General features: G+C 64.9%; 13 protein-coding genes and 1 pseudogene. 6 read left to right on the forward strand and 8 right to left on the reverse strand.

The window, feature by feature from the left end; translation table 11 throughout:
- Positions 1–141 precede the first annotated feature (141 nt).
- Positions 142–276, reverse strand: coding sequence for a hypothetical protein (locus DL519_RS48540; protein ID WP_263399616.1), 135 nt, complete (start codon positions 274–276; stop codon positions 142–144).
- 174 nt (positions 277–450) lie between these two features.
- Here DL519_RS48540 and DL519_RS10550 point away from each other — a divergent pair, with 174 nt between their 5' ends.
- Both DL519_RS10550 and DL519_RS10555 read left to right on the forward strand, forming a co-directional pair.
- The gene (locus DL519_RS10550; protein WP_190814320.1) at positions 451–1,785 is read left to right on the forward strand and encodes an ISAs1 family transposase; all 1,335 of its coding nucleotides are present in this window, start codon (positions 451–453) and stop codon (positions 1,783–1,785) included.
- A gap of 883 nt (positions 1,786–2,668) precedes the next feature.
- Positions 2,669–2,809, forward strand: a complete 141-nt coding sequence (locus DL519_RS10555; RefSeq protein WP_223838725.1) for a hypothetical protein — start codon at positions 2,669–2,671, stop codon at positions 2,807–2,809.
- 259 nt (positions 2,810–3,068) lie between these two features.
- Here the strand turns inward: DL519_RS10555 and DL519_RS10560 are convergent, their stop codons facing one another.
- Entirely contained in the window at positions 3,069–3,446 is a 378-nt protein-coding gene (locus DL519_RS10560) for a hypothetical protein (RefSeq protein ID WP_190814322.1), read from the reverse strand.
- Positions 3,443–4,387: an NADH-quinone oxidoreductase subunit B family protein gene (locus DL519_RS49385; RefSeq protein WP_317891357.1), complete on the reverse strand. Its 945-nt coding sequence runs from the start codon at positions 4,385–4,387 to the stop codon at positions 3,443–3,445. The genes DL519_RS10560 and DL519_RS49385 overlap by 4 nt, the downstream gene beginning before the upstream one ends.
- 465 nt (positions 4,388–4,852) lie before the next feature.
- Between DL519_RS49385 and DL519_RS10575 the strand changes: the two genes are divergently transcribed.
- Positions 4,853–5,185, forward strand: coding sequence for a hypothetical protein (locus tag DL519_RS10575; RefSeq protein WP_190814326.1), 333 nt, complete (start codon positions 4,853–4,855; stop codon positions 5,183–5,185).
- A gap of 51 nt (positions 5,186–5,236) precedes the next feature.
- Here the strand turns inward: DL519_RS10575 and DL519_RS10580 are convergent, their stop codons facing one another.
- Positions 5,237–5,392 carry a hypothetical protein gene (locus tag DL519_RS10580; RefSeq protein ID WP_190814328.1) on the reverse strand — a complete coding sequence of 52 codons (156 nt, stop codon included), beginning with the start codon at positions 5,390–5,392 and terminating at the stop codon, positions 5,237–5,239.
- A gap of 659 nt (positions 5,393–6,051) precedes the next feature.
- Between DL519_RS10580 and DL519_RS10585 the strand changes: the two genes are divergently transcribed.
- Positions 6,052–7,017, forward strand: a complete 966-nt coding sequence (locus DL519_RS10585; protein WP_190814330.1) for a hypothetical protein — start codon at positions 6,052–6,054, stop codon at positions 7,015–7,017.
- Between the two features lie 1,583 nt (positions 7,018–8,600).
- Here DL519_RS10585 and DL519_RS49835 read toward each other — a convergent pair.
- The gene (locus DL519_RS49835; protein WP_190823902.1) at positions 8,601–8,948 is read right to left on the reverse strand and encodes a transposase; all 348 of its coding nucleotides are present in this window, start codon (positions 8,946–8,948) and stop codon (positions 8,601–8,603) included.
- Positions 8,949–9,138: 190 nt separating this feature from the next.
- Between DL519_RS49835 and DL519_RS10600 the strand changes: the two genes are divergently transcribed.
- Both DL519_RS10600 and DL519_RS10605 read left to right on the forward strand, forming a co-directional pair.
- Positions 9,139–10,419 carry an ISAs1 family transposase gene (locus tag DL519_RS10600; RefSeq protein ID WP_190814332.1) on the forward strand — a complete coding sequence of 427 codons (1,281 nt, stop codon included), beginning with the start codon at positions 9,139–9,141 and terminating at the stop codon, positions 10,417–10,419.
- 181 nt (positions 10,420–10,600) lie between these two features.
- Positions 10,601–11,455 (forward strand): annotated as a pseudogene (locus DL519_RS10605) (HAMP domain-containing protein); the annotation flags it as partial.
- Between the two features lie 27 nt (positions 11,456–11,482).
- Here DL519_RS10605 and DL519_RS10610 read toward each other — a convergent pair.
- The 3 genes from DL519_RS10610 to DL519_RS10620 all read right to left on the reverse strand — a co-directional run bounded on the left by DL519_RS10610 (position 11,483) and on the right by DL519_RS10620 (position 15,793).
- Positions 11,483–12,523, reverse strand: a complete 1,041-nt coding sequence (locus DL519_RS10610) for an IS630 family transposase (protein ID WP_190812640.1) — start codon at positions 12,521–12,523, stop codon at positions 11,483–11,485.
- A 237-nt stretch (positions 12,524–12,760) separates the two neighbouring features.
- Positions 12,761–14,236, reverse strand: coding sequence for a Re/Si-specific NAD(P)(+) transhydrogenase subunit beta (pntB, locus tag DL519_RS10615; RefSeq protein ID WP_190814334.1), 1,476 nt, complete (start codon positions 14,234–14,236; stop codon positions 12,761–12,763).
- Positions 14,237–14,269: 33 nt separating this feature from the next.
- Positions 14,270–15,793, reverse strand: a complete 1,524-nt coding sequence (locus tag DL519_RS10620; RefSeq protein ID WP_190814336.1) for a Re/Si-specific NAD(P)(+) transhydrogenase subunit alpha — start codon at positions 15,791–15,793, stop codon at positions 14,270–14,272.

Consider the following 15,793-nt stretch of genomic DNA (forward strand, 5'->3'; position numbering starts at 1 on the left):
GTCCTGCTGCAGTCGCGGAACCAGCGTGTCGTACACGGCGTCGTGCGGCTCGAGACCGCGGATGGCATGGGCGAGGTCGGCTCGAACGCGCCAGTCGTTGTCCGCCGCGAAGCGTGCGGCATAGTCCAGTCGCGGTCCGGATCATTCGCCCAGCAGACGACTGCTGTCTGCCAGCATCGGCTGTGGGTGAGCCGCGATGCTCCTGACATCGACGGGTTCCATCTTGTTCGAGATCAGGATAGCTCGGGCGAGATTCCCCGCGACTTCCTTGGACATCTCAAGCTCACGCAACTCACGGGCAATACGGGTCCATACCGTGTCCCGCTGGTCTGGTGTTTCGGCCAGGCCAGCGGTGGCATACAGACACTCGGCTTGGAACCAGACGCCGCCCGTGTTGAATCGGAACCTGCTCAGCGGGTGGAGGGCAGGGCTAAGGCAAGATCGCGCTGAGTGATCAACTCAGCTCGTAGGGTTGCCGGCCGGGTTGGCGTGCTGGGCCGGGAAATGGAGGATGGCCTCCTTCTGGGATCATGGAGATTGCGAAATAACCAAACTCCAGAAGAAGGCCATCCGTTGTCATTTTCTCATGGCTCGTCATGGGCGTCGTTTCCGGGTAGCGCCGGCGGTGACGATGCCGATCTGGCGGAACTGATGAAGTTGCTCGGCAAGGTGCCGGATCGCCGTAAGCGGAAGGGCCGCGTGTATAGTTTGGCGTTCCTTCTCGCGGCGTCGTTGATCGCTGTGCTGGCGGGCGCGTCGAATTTCCGGCAGATCGCCGACCAGGTCGCCGATCTGCCGGCGTCGTTACTGCGGAAAATAGGTGGACGATGGTGCTGGTTCCGCGGCTTTTTCCGTGTCCCGGATACGTCCACGATCCGGCGCGCGCTGGAAGATGTCGATGTAGCGAAGCTGGAAGGACTGATCGGGCCGTGGCTGCTGCGTCATGCCCGGCCTATCCCGGGCGGCACGTTGCGGCTGGCTATCGACGGCAAAGTGCTGCGCGGTTCGTGGATCGGGGATCACGAGTCGTTCACGCTGTTCTCCGCGATGATCCACTGCGATGGTGTCACCGTCGCCCAAGTGGCCGTTCCTCCGGGAACCAACGAGATCACCCAGGTCACGGCCCTGCTCGACGGTGTCTCCCGCGGTGTGGACGGCCGTGTGGTGGTCACCATGGACGCCGCGCACACCCAGCGAGAGACCGCCGAATACATTGCCGGCGAACGCGGATTCGACTACGTCATGACAGTAAAGGGAAATCAAGCGGTGCTTAAGGAAAAGGTATTCGACCACGTTCTTCCGCTCTTGCGGAAAACACCGCATCATGTCGTCGTCGATGACACCCACGGCCGGATACGCCGCTGGACTACCTGGATTACCGACGCCGGCGGAATCGATTTCCCACACGCGCGTTCCGTAGCCTGCGTCAAACGAGAAGAAACAACTTTTTCCGGAGAACTCGTCAGCAAAGAGCGCGCCTGGATCATCACCAGCCAGAACACCACCACAGTCACCGCCGAAGACCTACACGACCAAGTCCGCGACCACTGGGGAATAGAAAACAAAAGCCATCACGTCCGTGACACGACATACCACGAAGACGCACAACAAATCTATACCGGGACCGGTGCCCATATACTGGCAACATTACGGAATACCGCAATATCGATGCTTCGCATAACTGGACACAACGACATCCGCCGGACAACCGAATGGATCAGCAGGGACCGCACACGAACACTCCCCCTCCTGTCACTCCAAGTTGCAGGGCGCAACACACAGTGATCTTGCCTTTGCCCTGGGGTGGAGGGACTCCATCTGCATGTCGTCCATCTCGTCAGGCCTGATCTCCCCCGAGCGCTCGACCACAACGACGGCGGATGAACGAGGCCTGGTCATCGTCAACACGGGCTGCGAGCGCCAGCCGCATGAGCTCCGCGAAAGCATCTGGCGCCGCTGTTCCCGACCAGATTCGGAGGTCGGCTGCCACAGCACATGAGCCGAACCCGCTCCAGCCTCGTTGCGGAGTTTTGCCAGCTTTCGATCAGATCAAGTAGTGGTTCGTAATCATCGCGTGGGTCATCGCCGGCGAGAACCTGTTTGACCACGATCCAGAGCAACTCGGTGGCGTGAGGCGCCCTGATATCGAGGAGTTGCGCGAGATCCTCCGCCACTGAGGTGACGTCGTACCCTCGCTCAGACCAGTTCGCGATCGCTTCGAGCACCGGGACGAGCGGCCGCCTGGGGGATCGGCCTTGTCAATCAGCCCGGGCGCCTGGTCGACGCCAGGGAAGAGTTCTCCATCCTCGTAGTCTGCGATCGCCAAGCCAACCGCAACCGACAGTGCATGGTCGATCCGTCCGGCCTCGCGGTAGATCTTCAGCTGGCTTCAGCGGAGCTGGCGTGCTCGCGACGTAAAGCGCTTCCCCTCGAGGTCGTCCGCAAGGCTTCCGATCGTCTCAACAGCGGGATCCGGCTCTTCCGGGGCGTGGGCGTCGGCCCGACCAAGGGCATCTAACAATCCGAGGATGTCGACCGGATCATCGAGATAGGCCAGGCCCTGCGGACCGTGGGCGGCACCCGGTAGCCACAGAACGCTTCGGCCCAATGCTAGCTAGGAGTCGCTGCTGGACCGCTGGCTGGTTATACGCTTTCGCGGGGGCCGGGCTTGCCTTATTACAGTGACGATATCGGGAACTGGCTCGAACCACTCGGGGTGCTGAGCCTCGTCGTCGAAGGCATCCTCCTCGTGCTGGGTGCCGTGATGTTCACGCGGGTGGTGCGCAAGGCTCTCACGCGGGTTCCGTAGAACCGCTGCTCGACGCCGGTTAAGCACAAGCCGCTATACCCGGTGGCACGGCAGGTGGTCACGTCACGATCAAACGATCACATTGACGGGCAGGTGCCCCTCTTCGAGTCCTTTGCGACCACCCAGCGAATCCAGCCAGGCGACTGACCAAAACGGCAGGTCAAGCCCTCGCCCAAGCGGCACTCGCGACCACAACCTCGCCCCAGGACCGCCGCCGCATCGACTCCGCACGATGTTCAAACCGATGCGTACGCCACAGTCATATCACCGTCGCGAGACCTCGTACGCAACACAGCCCCTGCCGACGACGATCATCGGCAAGGGGCCTCAGCTGCATAAACGGCTGGTACACCCCGGCGGCCACCGTCACCGCACCGGTCACCGCGACGAACAGCCCGCCCAGCGCATCCACTGCGATCGATACCCCGGCCAGCGGAAGCAGACCGGGCAGCGCGATCGCGAACCCCGGCCCGATCATGGCCGCGACACCGGCCACTGCACCGGCGGCACCGGTGAGCGCGGTTCCGATGCCCACCGCAGCAGGGCGCGCCGCCCGCGCCGGCAGCACCAACGCCCCCAACGCGGTCAGCGCTCCGATGGCCGCGGCGGAACCGAGGCCTGTTGCTGCGACGTTCATCGACCGGTCAGCTTCCGCAATCCCTCGACGATCGCCTCCGGCCGCGGTGGGCATCCGGCGATCTCCACGTCGACCGGAACGACGTCACGCACCGCGCCGGCCTGGTTCGCTACAGCCACCCCGAGCCGGTCGTCCACGACGACGTCGCCGACACCGTGGAGACCCTCGGTGAGCTGACGGTGACCATGGCCAGCCGCCTGCAAGAACGGATCACCGGCGCGGCCCCCGCAAGCTTCTCCTGGATGAACGGCACCGACGACGCCGTCGACGCCCTGTGCACCCGGCTGATGTCGGCGGTGCGAAGCGAGGAGTGGGGCCATGGCGTGCCCGCGGCGGTCAACCTCGCGCTGCTGGTCCGGTTCTACGAACGCTTCGCCGACCAGGCCGTCTCCGTGGCCCGGCGCCTCGAATTCGCCACCACCGGCACCCTGCCAGGCTAAGAGCACGCCACCTAAATCGGCTTCCACACTCCAGGCTGTGGCGAGTCGAATATGGGCCACTTGACGAACCGATCGTGTGCCCCCGCCGCGCGCCCCACGTCGCGAATCCAGGGCGCGGCGAGGACCCTCGGACTTGCACCGGCCGCGAAAGGGCAGGACGGAGAAGCACGTGGGAGACCTGGCTTTGCCCATCGTGTTCAAGCTCGCCGTGGCCACTGCAGGAGCGGTGTGTGTGCGCTGGGCCGAGCGCGAGCAGGCCCACCGGTGGCAAGAGTCCACCCACGGCGGAATGCCACAGCGAGCGGGAGAGAGCGTGCCGCGATTGTGAGGGGTCTGCCTCCGCCCGGTGCCCAGCTGTGATCTCGGCGCCGCGGGGGATGCTGAAGTGTCCGGGGGCGTCAACATCGTCCCCAGGTCGGCCGCCGGGACTTGTCCGCAGCGGTAGCCACCGGTGCCGTCCGGGTGCGGGGCGTGGGCACGGGCGGTGGCCAGCCTCGCCATGCGGTGGAGGATGCCGCCCGGTGACGGTCAGTCCGTTTCGACCGGAGGTGCCCCGAAGGGCGGTGGAGCTGACGATCCAGTAGGCGACGTAGAGCGCCAGAAGCAGGTATCCCTGCCACCGCCTCAGCCGGCCGACGTAGATGAAGAAGGCCGTGAGCGCGGTCATGACGACGAGTACCGATCCGGGCATGTGATCGCGCCAGCGAGAACATTCGCATGGGCAGAGGTACGGTCGCAGCGCGGCGCGATCACGTCACCCCGACACCGTGGCGAGCGGCGCCCTTGCGTGGCCGCCCCTGAAGCGGCCACGCCCCGCGGGCCCGGTCGTCGAGCCGGGCCCCGCAGGTGCGCCGAAGCCACGCCCCGCCGTACAAGATGCCCACAATGGTCGGATCACTCCTGACTGCATCGGAACTGGGCGTGTCTCGGCCGTGCCGCCGCGGCGGGTGCTTATCCTGGTCCGTCATGTCGCTCTCATCGTCCGACGGAATCGTTGGCCAGGTTCAGGCAGCGGTCGACACGGCCCTGGTGAAGGTGCTCACCGCCGACGCAGCAGCCATGCCGCAGGTGCGGTTCCAAGTGCAGAACGCACTGGGGCTGCTGGCCCAGATCGACGACGATCAGGCGATCATCGTGCAGGACGCCGCGGACGCCATCCGCGCCGCAGATGAGCACCTGAACGCGGGCCGTTGGCAGGAGGCCCGTTGCGCACTGGTCACCGCACGCGGACGACTGGCACGCCCCGGCGCCCGCTATACCGGCACCACCTCGCCAACGGACAACCCCACACCCGAATAGGCCATTGAGCCGCCATATCCATCGCCCATGCACGTCGCCGAGGGTTGGCTCCTACCTTTCGAGTTCGGCAAGCAGGTGCCGAAGTGGCTCGGCGAGTTCGGGGTGATCGCCCATGCTGACTCTGTGCAGTAGCCCAGCGGCGACGTAGAACAGCGCGGTGGTGCCCGCGTGCCCGGCGGCCCACCGCGGCGATCCCAGGATCGACACCAGCGAATGCCGAACACCCCGCCGACGCCGCGGATCGCATATCCCAGCAAGGCATTCCCGCAGATCAGCCGTCTGCACACGCTCAACGCCAGCACGCGCCAACGGGGCCAGTCGATCAAAGACGTCAGAACTCAGGCAGGATGGGCCAGCGGGTACGGCTCTCTCACACGATCATGGGACCTAGACACTCACGTGATCAACAAGAGCCGTGCCCGTCCTTTACCCAGGGTGAACAGACTTTGCCGGAACCCTGCCCGCAAGGGCGATCCCTACCGCGATCAGTTCAAGTAACCGACAGTGGTGGGCGGACCTGCGAACGCTAGATCAGGACCAGTTGATTCCGTCGATGTGTTCGCAAACCGGCAGAGGAAAACACAATTGCAATTACTTGGCGTCCATATTTCCCGATCTCTTCGCTGAATTATCCTTCGATTAGGTGTGCATCGTGTGGCCGACTCGCGATGACCGCGTAGCCAAACCACGATGGACCGACGGGGTGAGGCGCTCCGATCTCGACGGCACGCAGAGAGAGGGAAAAGATGTCGAATCACACCAGAGAGTATCCACTGTCTACCAAAGGGCATGGTGAGGAGATTACGACGAGTGACTGGAATGAGGCTGTCGTTCAGGTCAACCGTCTCCGGGACCAGCTTGATCGCATGAAGTACGTGGATGCGCTAGAAAACAGAATCGTAGAACTTGAAAATACCGTGCGGGAGATGCAGACGAAGTACTTGGAGGACAAGGACGGTGTGATTCAGAACCGTCATCTCGCGGAGGACTGCGTCACGACCACGAAGATCGGCAAGGATGCGGTCACCTCGAAGAAGCTCGCCGACAACGCAGTCGTGGCCGCGAAGCTCGCCGACAACGCGGTCACGAGCCCGAAGATCGCCGACAACTCGGTTACCGACGTTGAACTCGCTCCGAATGCGGTCAAGTCCGAGAATATCTTCAAGGACGCCGTCCTACGAGACAAGATTTCCAACAACGCGGTGAACACCGACAAATTGGCGCTGGACGCCGTCTCGAGCGACAGAATCGCTCCGAACGCGGTCACCGACAGGGAAATCGCGAACAACGCGGTCAAGTCCGGAAAGATCGACGAGAACGCCGTCACAGGCAGGGAACTCGCCAACAACGCTGTCACGGCCGAGAAGATCGCCGACAACGCAGTGCAGGAAAAGAAGCTCATGGATGGCGCGGTCAGCTCTCAAAAGATCGCGATCGGAGCCGTCCGGAGCAGCCACATCGCGCCCAATGCGGTGGGGACGGAGGCACTGGGCGCCGGGGCCGTCACGACCGCCAAGATGGCGGACAACTGCGTCACCGACCGGCAACTCGCCCCGAACTGCGTGGCGGACGGAAAGATCGCGGACAACGCCATCGCGGGCCAGAAACTCATGTCCAGGGCTGTGACCACGGACAAGATCGCTCAGAACGCCGTTACGGGCAACGAACTCGCCCCCAACTCGGTGAGCACCGGCCATGTGGTTGCAGCGGCCGTGACGAGCGAGAAGCTCGCGGACAGCGCCGTTTCCGAACCGAAGCTCGCGAAGGACGCGGTCACGACCGAGAAGTTCAAGGACAGCAGCGTCACTCCCGCCAAGACCACCTGGACATAGTCCTCACCTCCGCACTGCGCAACGCTGCCCTCGACGTGTGCGGGGACAGCGTTCGCATTGTGACGCGGCAGCGTGACCTGCTCTCGCGCTTGATTCGCGAACCGCGGGTCACGCCGCCGCGACCGCACACTCGATCCTGCCGAAGGTCTTCGCCACGGCCTTCTGCCATTCGTGGTACTGCTTTTCACGGAGTCCTCCGGCATCTTCGGGTCCCACTGCTTGTCCGGAGGCCGGCTTACCGGTTATGGCCCTTCCCCCTGAACTACCCCGGTCGCAATCGGTGCGATGTACCTGTTGGCGCGGCTCGTCGAGCCCGTCTCCCGCCGTGGTTGACCCGGCTCGTGCTAGGCAGCAACAAGCCACCCCACCTACACCCTGCCAGCCTCGGCGGGTGACGCTGCGGACACCGCAGCAGGCCCCACCCGCCCGCGTGGATGAGCAAGCGCCCCCGCATCCTTCCGGTTCGCCGGTTAGATGCGGGGGCGCCTTTCTATTCGGGCGCCCGGCTTGCTGGGGGGTAAAGCCGGACGCCGGACGGCTGCAGGAAAGCGGCTTGACAGTGCCCTACGGGGTAGTGCCGGGCACCGCCGCCATGAGTGAACTCTCCGCACCTGGCCCTACCCGTATCCACTTTTCAACAAAGGCTGTAAAAGCCCTGTAACGACAGTACGGCCGCCCGATCATGCCCGCAGACCCAGGCAGCCAGCTTCACTCGGGCAGGAAAGCCTGAACAGATGAGCTTCGATCCCGCCGTTGTTCGTGTTGAGACAGACGGGACGACAGACACGGAATTTCCGCAGGTCAGCCCACTTTTACAGTGTCGACGCGGATTCGCTCGACCTGGGCGGTGACGGCCAGGAACGCGGCGGCGAGCATGGACAGGGTGATGTGCCGGTACCAGGCGGCGTTCTTCGTCGATGCCTGCCTCAGCGCAACGCTGGCGGTCGCAGTTCCACGACCGCGGGACGTAGAGTTCCCGATCGATCAACGCCCGCCCAGGTGCGACCGTCCGCAGCCCGAGGCGCACACCCTGCACCGCATGACCGCTGGCCCGTTGACCGAGCAGCAGTTCGGCGACGCCTACCTTTTCACTCAGGCGGCGACGCACGAGGTGCTCACCGGGCTCGACGGCCACGCGCCTGGTGACCTCGGCTGGTTGCGCTGCGCAGCTCGACGTACCGGTGGAGATCGCCCTGCCCGCTCTTTGCTCACAGCCGGGCGGCAATGGCTCCAAGATCGCCTTTTCCGCATCCATTACCACGCGCCACAACGCCAATGTGATTAAAACTCAACCGAGACCTCCTGGCGGACACTCCCTAACCGAGCTCCGTTCCAGTGAGTGTCGCCTTCGTTCGTCAGGGTGACCGCGGTGATCCAACGGGGCGCAGGGGACGGGCGGGCTCCGCGCGCAGCAGTGTCTCCTTCTGTCCTGCAACGTGAGCGTCTACTATGGAATATTCATGCCGCCACGCGTGACTGCACTTTGTCATCGATGACGAGGACTGCGGTGCGGCCAACTCTCGTTACTACTTTTTGCTTCTTGAATCATTCTTGTTGGCTGGCCGATTTCTGGGTCTTCGAATTTAGCCGGGCACGGTCACTTTGCTGGTGACGCTGCGTGTGCGTAGGCGTTGGTTCTCGGGGTTGCGGAAGCCGTAGGCGTTGCGGGCGGCGAGTTTGACGGCTCGGTTGATGCCCTCGCTTTTGGCGTTGGTGATGCCGGTCCTGAGGAACGCTTCGATGCCGTCCCACCAGGTCTCGATGGTGGTGGCCAGTCGCTTGATCTCTTCGATGCCGCTGTCGGCGCACCAGAGGTAGAAATCGTAGAGGCGCTCGCGGATCTCGGCGGGGTTGAACCTGTCCCGGTTGCAGGCCAGGACGGCGCGGAGTTCCTCTTTGGCGATCCAGGCGGTGAGGATGCCGGTGCCGATCGGCCCGGCCGCTTCCGGTCTTTCGTCTCCAGCCCACCCGGGCTACCAGGGGAACGTCAAAGTTTGTGATCTTGGTGTGAAGTCCTGAGTGCGTGGTGACGCGTGGTGTGTCTGGATGTGGGTGGTGGCCTTCTGCCTGCGATGATGCGGGTTACCACACCTTGATCATCGTCCTAACAGGAGGCCACCGGTGTCAGTGTCGCATGTCCAGGATTCGTGCTCGCCGATTGCTGGCGGGTTCGGTGCGTCCGTGGAGATCGGCATGGACCTCGGTGTTGCCGCGGTGGGCGGGTTGGTCGAGATGCTGAGTCGGGTGCCTGACCCGCGCAAGCCGCGCGGGGTTCGTCACCGGGTTGGTTCAGTGCTGGCGGTAACGGTGTTCGCAGCGCTGGCCGGGGCCGGTAACTTCCGGGAAGCGGGGGATCGTGCCGCGGACCTGCCGCAGGAGTTGTTGGTGTTGGCCGGCTGCCGTCGGCACCTGTTGACCGGGCGTTATGTCGCGCCCAGCGAATCGACGATTCGTCGGGTGGCGCACGATATCGATGCTGACGCCGCCGATGAGCAGGTGTGCCGGTGGCTGCGGGAGCAAGCTGCGGCTGCGGCCCTGGCCCGTGGCGTCGATGTGGCCGGGGGTGATGACCACGGACCAGAGGGACTGGTCGGTGTGGCCATGGATGGCAAGACCCTGCGGAACACGGTGGCGCCCGGCGATCCGGAAGGCAGCGAGGTGAAGCTGTTCTCGGCGATGCTGCACCGAGAAGCCGTCGTCATTGCTCAGTTGCGGGTTCCTGAGGGCACCAACGAGATCACCCAGGTGGCCGCGCTGCTCAAGGACATCGATCTGACCGGTGTGGTCGTCACCGGGGACGCCGCGCACGCCCAGCACACCACCGCCGCGTACCTGACCCAGGACCGGGGCGGCCACTACGCACTCACGGTGAAAGGCAACCAGCCCACCCTGCTCACCCAGATCGCCTCAGTGCTCCCGCCGGCCGCGCCGGGCACCGCGCATCACGCCGAAACCGACCGCAGCACAGGCAAGATCGTGCGCCGCCAGATCTGGGTCGCACCGGCCAACGATGTTGACTTTCCCGGTGCCGCACAAGTGTTTCGTATCCGCCGCGACACCTTCGACCACGCGGGTAACCACCTGACCAAGGAGGTCGTGCACGGCATCACCAGCCTGACCGCCGAACAAGCCGGCGCCGACCTGATCGCCCGGTTCGTCCGCCAACATTGGGGCATAGAGAACAAGATTCACTGGGTTCGAGACGTCGTCTACCGCGAAGACCACCAACACGCCTACACCGGAACAGGAGCCCAGGTCATGGCCACCCTCCGCAACCTCGCCCTCGGGCTATTACGCCTGGCCGGAATCACCCAGATCACCCGAACTCTGGAACGTATCGCCGCTGACCGAACCCGAATCATTCCGATCATCGCAGCCGCTACCAGCACAAACCGACTTTGACGATCTCCTGCCCGGGCTACGGTCCGCTACCGGCGATCACGCTGCCCGGCCAACTTCGAAGACCCGTCAAAGTGGGGTTGATGGTTGAGTGGCGTGTTTGTGTCGGCGTAGCGTCGGCTGTGGCGGCATGGCGTCTGCCCACGGGTGGGTGTCGACCAGCGGCTTCGAGTGGTTGATCGCAGTGTTGATACAAAGAATTGAGAAGAAGCGGCGTAACAGAGTCCTATTGGCCGAGTTTGGTCGGGTGCTCGGCGCGGCGGCTGAGGGCGATCTTTCTCAGCGTATTCCCAGCCGGGTGGTCGGCGGGACCGACGACGAACTGGCCGACCTCAGCGCAAGCGTGAATTCCCTGCTGGAACGGCTGTCGGTGTTCGCTGAGGAGGTTATCCGGGTTGCCAGGGACGTGGGCACCGAAGGTCGGCTCGGTGGTCGAGCGCAGGTGCCTGGGGTTGTGGGTGTCTGGCGAGATCTGACCGACTCGGTCAATCTCATGGCGGACAACTTGACCATTCAGGTGCGCAATATCGCGCAGGTGGCGACTGCGGTGGCCCGTGGGGATCTCAGCCAGAAGATCACTGTGGACGCTCGGGGCGAGATTCTGGAGTTGAAGTCCACGATCAACACGATGGTCGATCAGCTGACGGCTTTCGCCGACGAGGTAACCAGGGTGGCGCACGAGGTCGGCACGGAAGGAATCCTCGGCGGACAGGCCGACGTGCGAGGCGTCTCCGGCACGTGGCAACGGCTCACCGACAGCGTTAACTCCATGGCAGGCAACCTCACCAACCAGGTGCGCAACATTGCTCAGGTCACCACGGCCGTCGCCCAGGGCGACCTGTCCAAGAAGATCACTGTCGGCGCTCGGGGCGAGATTCTGGAGTTGAAGTCCACGATCAACACGATGGTCGATCAGCTGACGGCTTTCGCCGACGAGGTAACCAGGGTGGCGCACGAGGTCGGCACGGAAGGAATCCTCGGCGGACAGGCCGACGTGCGAGGCGTCTCCGGCACGTGGCAACGGCTCACCGACAGCGTTATTGATCCGGGTGGCAAATGTGTGATGTTAGGCGGCGTAGCGAACTTCGGGTTTGCCGAAGTAGGAGCGAACTCGGTCGGGCAGCTTCTGGAGCCGGTGGAGGAAGGAGCGGACCGCTTGTTTCAACTCGGCGCGGGTTTTGGGGGCTGTGCTGGTGGAAACGGTGCGTTTGAGGTCGGCATTGAGTAGCTCGTCGGGGTTGAGTTCGGGGCTGTATCCCGGCAGGAAGTGCATCGCGATCGCCTCAGCGTGCTTGGTGATCCATTGCTGGATAGTCTTGCGGCGGTGGACGGGGTGTCCGTCAACGATCAGGTGGACCTTGCGGTCCAGATGGCGGGTCAGCCGGTCCAGGAACGACAGGAACACCTTGCCGTTGAACGAGCCGGTGTAGACGGTGAAGTACAGCTCGCCTTTGTTCCCGATCGCGCACATCGCGTTCACGCTGAATCGTTTGCCCGTTTTGCCCACCACCGGTGTCTGGCCCGCCGGTGCCCAGGTGCGGGCTACGGTGGCGTCGGAGCGGATCCCGGTCTGGTCCAGCCACAGGATCAGTGCGCCCTCGCGGCGGGCGCGGGCGGCGATGGCCAGGTAGTCCTCCTCCAGCCATCGGCGTACGGACTCGGGGTCCTGTTCGTAGGCCTTGCGGATCGGTTTCTGCGGCGACAATCCCCAGGAACGCAGGTAGTTGCCGACGGTGCGCAGGTTCAACACGATGCCGTGGCGCACCCGGATCAGCTCGGCCACTGTCTTGCGGGTCCACACCAGGCCGGTCAGCCCGAACGTGGCCGGGGTGTGCTCGGCCACCGCATACCGCAGCTTGCGCTGCCGGCGGGCACTCAACGCTTTCTGCTCGCCGGGCTTGCGACCCCGGCGACGCCCGGTGAGACCCTTCGAGCCACGTTTCCGCCACGCCTGCACCCATCTGGACACCGACTGCGGGGCCACCGCGAACACCCGGGCCGCCTCGACCTGACTCATCCCACCATGAACAGCAGCGACCACCCTGCGCCGCAAATCCTCCTGCGCCTCAGGCGACAACCTCCGCGCGTCCCGCACACCAGCGATCATGCCAGAACAACGAAGATCACACCTATAAGTTCCCGATCAATAACTCCATGGCAGACGTTGGGCTGATCGGCTTGGCTGATCGCTGTCCTGTATGGACTGTGACCGGAGGCCAGATTGGCTCTGGTGAATTTGTCTGTTGTCGAGCAGCGATACGCTGGCGATGCGTCGCCGGGCTGTCCCCCGAACAGCCCTGACCTCGGCGACGTGTCGCCGGCCGGGCGAAAGCCCTTGGCCGGCCTAGGGTCCCGCAGTGTCCTCCGCCATAACGGCTTTGGGCTTTCCCCGTTCAGGTGCGGGCAAGGCACGTATCAGGTCTTCCACGCGGTCTTTCGCGTCGCCGAAGAGCATGGCGGTGTTTTCCCGGTAGAACAGCGGGTTCTGCACTCCGGCGTAGCCGGAGGACATGGACCGTTTGAACACGATCACGTTCTTGGCATCCCAGACGGTGAGCACGGGCATGCCGGCGATCGGTGATCCGGGGTCCTCCGTGGCGGCGGGGTTGACGGTGTCGTTGGCGCCGATGACGAGCACGACGTCGGTGTCGGCGAAGTCGTCGTTGATCTCGTCCATTTCGAGGACGATGTCGTAGGGCACTTTCGCCTCGGCGAGCAACACGTTCATGTGCCCTGGCAGGCGCCCGGCGACGGGGTGGATACCGAAGCGAACGGTCACGCCGCGCTCGCGCAGCCTGCGGGTCAGCTCCGCGACACCGTGCTGCGCCTGCGCCACGGCCATGCCGTAGCCAGGTGTGATGATCACGCTGCTCGCATCTGCGAGGAGCTCGGCGACACCGTCGGCGGTGATCTCGCGGTGCTCCCCGTAGTCGGTGTCCTCGGCCGGCCCGGCCTCGATTCCGAAGCCGCCCGCGATGACCGAGATGAACGAACGGTTCATGGCCTTGCACATGATGTAGGACAGATACGCGCCCGACGAGCCGACGAGCGCGCCGGTGATGATGAGCAGGTCGTTCTCCAGCAGGAACCCGCTCGCCGCGGCCGCCCAGCCCGAGTAGCTGTTGAGCATCGACACCACCACCGGCATGTCACCGCCACCGATGGAGGCGACCAGCTGCCAGCCCAGCGCGAGCGCAACCACGGTGACGACGATGAGCAGCCACAGCTGCGGGTCGGCCACGAACCACACCGTCAGCGCCACGAACACCACCAGGGCACCGAGGTTGAGGACGTTCATGCCGGGCAGCCTCAGCGGCGCGGACTTGATCCGGGCCGACAGCTTCAGAAACGCCACGATCGACCCGGTGAAGGTCACCGCGCCGATGAACACACCGACGAACGCCTCGGCGGAGTGGATCCCGCTCAGCCCCAGCTCCCGCAGCACCAGCGCTTCGGCCCCTTCGGGCTCGGCCTCGACCTGTTGGTAGCCGTTCCAGCCCACCAGCACCGCCGCGAGCCCGACGAACGAGTGCAGCAGCGCGATCAGCTCCGGCATGCCGGTCATCTGCACCACGCGGGCACGCTGCAGGCCGACAGCGGCGCCGACCACCATCGCCACGACCAGCAGCACCACCGCGAGCACCGAGATGTCCCGCTGCAACGCGAGCGCGATGGTCGCCGCGAACGCGACGACCATCCCGGCGATGCCGAACCCGTTGCCGGTTTTGGCGGTCTCGTGCCGGGACAAGCCCGCCAGCGCCAGGATGAACAACAACGCGGCGACGATGTAGGCCGCCTGCGCGATGGTGTCGACGTTCATGTCCAGTCTCAAACTTTCGTAATCGGGCCAGGCTCAGCTGCGGGAGAACATCGAGAGCATGCGCCGGGTGACGGCGAACCCGCCGAAGATGTTGATCGAGGCCAGCAGAATCGCCGCGAACGACAGCCACGTGACCGCTGGGCTGCCGTGGCCCGCCTGCAGCAGCGCGCCGACCACGATGATCCCGGAGATCGCGTTGGTCACCGACATCAAGGGAGTGTGCAGCGCGTGGTGCACGTGACCGATCACGTAGAAGCCGACCACGACCGCCAGCGCGAAAACAGTCAGGTGCCCCTGCAGCGCGGGTGGTGAAGCCGCGACCAGCAAGAACAACACCACGCCCGCCACGGCGATCAGCCCGAGCTTCGCCGCGGCGGACATGCGCTTCTTCGGCACGGCCTCAGCCGGCGCCGCGACCGGGGCCGCCTTCGCCGGGGCCGCCGAGACCTGCGCCGGAGGCGGCGGCCACAGCACCTCGCCATCTCGGACCACGGTCATCGACCGGATCACGATGTCGTCCATGTCCAGCACCGGGGTGCCGTCCTTGGCCGGCGTGACCAGCTTCAGCAGGTTGACCACGTTCGTGCCGTAAAGCTGGGAGGACTGGGCCGGAAGGCGTCCGGCCAGGTCGGTGTAACCGAGGATCCTCACCCCGTTCGCCGTCGTAACCGTCTCACCGGCCACCGTGCCTTCGACGTTGCCGCCGTTGGCCGCCGCCATGTCCACGATCACATTGCCCGACCGCATCGAGGCCACCATTTCCGCGGTGATGATCCGCGGCGCGGGCTTACCCGGAATCAGCGCCGTGGTGATGATGATGTCCACGTCCCGGCACTGCTCCGAGTACAGCTGCACCTCGCGCGCCTTGTAGTCGCCGCTCATCTCCTTGGCGTAACCGGTCGAGGAGACCTCGACATCGGCCGCTTCGATCGAGACGTACTCGCCGCCCAGGCTGCGCACCTGATCGGCCACCTCCGGCCGTGGGTCGGTCGCGCGGACCACCGCACCCAGCGACCCCGCCGCACCGATCGCCGCCAGGCCCGCCACGCCCGCGCCGACCACCAGCACCTTCGCCGGCGGCACCTTGCCCGCCGCGGTCACCTGCCCGGTGAAGAAACGGCCGAACGTGTGCGCCGCCTCCACCACTGCGCGGTAACCCGCGATGTTCGCCATCGACGAGAGCACATCCAGCGACTGCGCCCGCGAGATCCGCGGCACCGCATCCATCGCCAGCGCCGTCAGCGGTCGCCGCGCCAGGTCCTCGACCAGGTCCTTGTTCAGCGCCGGACTCAGCAGGCTGACCAGCATCGTTCCCGGCGACATCGCATCCAACTGCGCTTCCGTCGGCGCGTTGACGCCCACGACGATCTCGGCCCGCACCGCCTCGCCGATCGACGCACCAGCCTCCGCGTACGCCTCATCGGGGAAGCTCGCCGCCACGCCGGCGCCCGGCTCCACGACGACGCCGTACCCCAGCTTCATCAACTGAGCCACCGTCGCCGGCGTCGCCGCCACTCGGGTCTCCCCCGGCGCTTCCTTCACCACACCGATCAGCAT

It is taken from the genome of Saccharopolyspora pogona (assembly GCF_014697215.1).
Classification (GTDB): domain Bacteria; phylum Actinomycetota; class Actinomycetes; order Mycobacteriales; family Pseudonocardiaceae; genus Saccharopolyspora; species Saccharopolyspora hattusasensis.

Coding starts and splice junctions, on each gene's coding strand:
- DL519_RS48540 (WP_263399616.1), bottom strand. CDS start 276: ATGTCCAAGGAAGTCGCGGGGAATCTCGCCCGAGCTATCCTGATCTCG.
- DL519_RS10560 (WP_190814322.1), bottom strand. CDS start 3,446: ATGAACGTCGCAGCAACAGGCCTCGGTTCCGCCGCGGCCATCGGAGCG.
- DL519_RS49385 (WP_317891357.1), bottom strand. CDS start 4,387: ATGGCGAGGCTGGCCACCGCCCGTGCCCACGCCCCGCACCCGGACGGC.
- DL519_RS10575 (WP_190814326.1), top strand. CDS start 4,853: ATGTCGCTCTCATCGTCCGACGGAATCGTTGGCCAGGTTCAGGCAGCG.
- DL519_RS10585 (WP_190814330.1), top strand. CDS start 6,052: ATGAAGTACGTGGATGCGCTAGAAAACAGAATCGTAGAACTTGAAAAT.
- DL519_RS10610 (WP_190812640.1), bottom strand. CDS start 12,523: ATGATCGCTGGTGTGCGGGACGCGCGGAGGTTGTCGCCTGAGGCGCAG.
- pntB (WP_190814334.1), bottom strand. CDS start 14,236: ATGAACGTCGACACCATCGCGCAGGCGGCCTACATCGTCGCCGCGTTG.
- DL519_RS10620 (WP_190814336.1), bottom strand. CDS start 15,793: ATGCTGATCGGTGTGGTGAAGGAAGCGCCGGGGGAGACCCGAGTGGCG.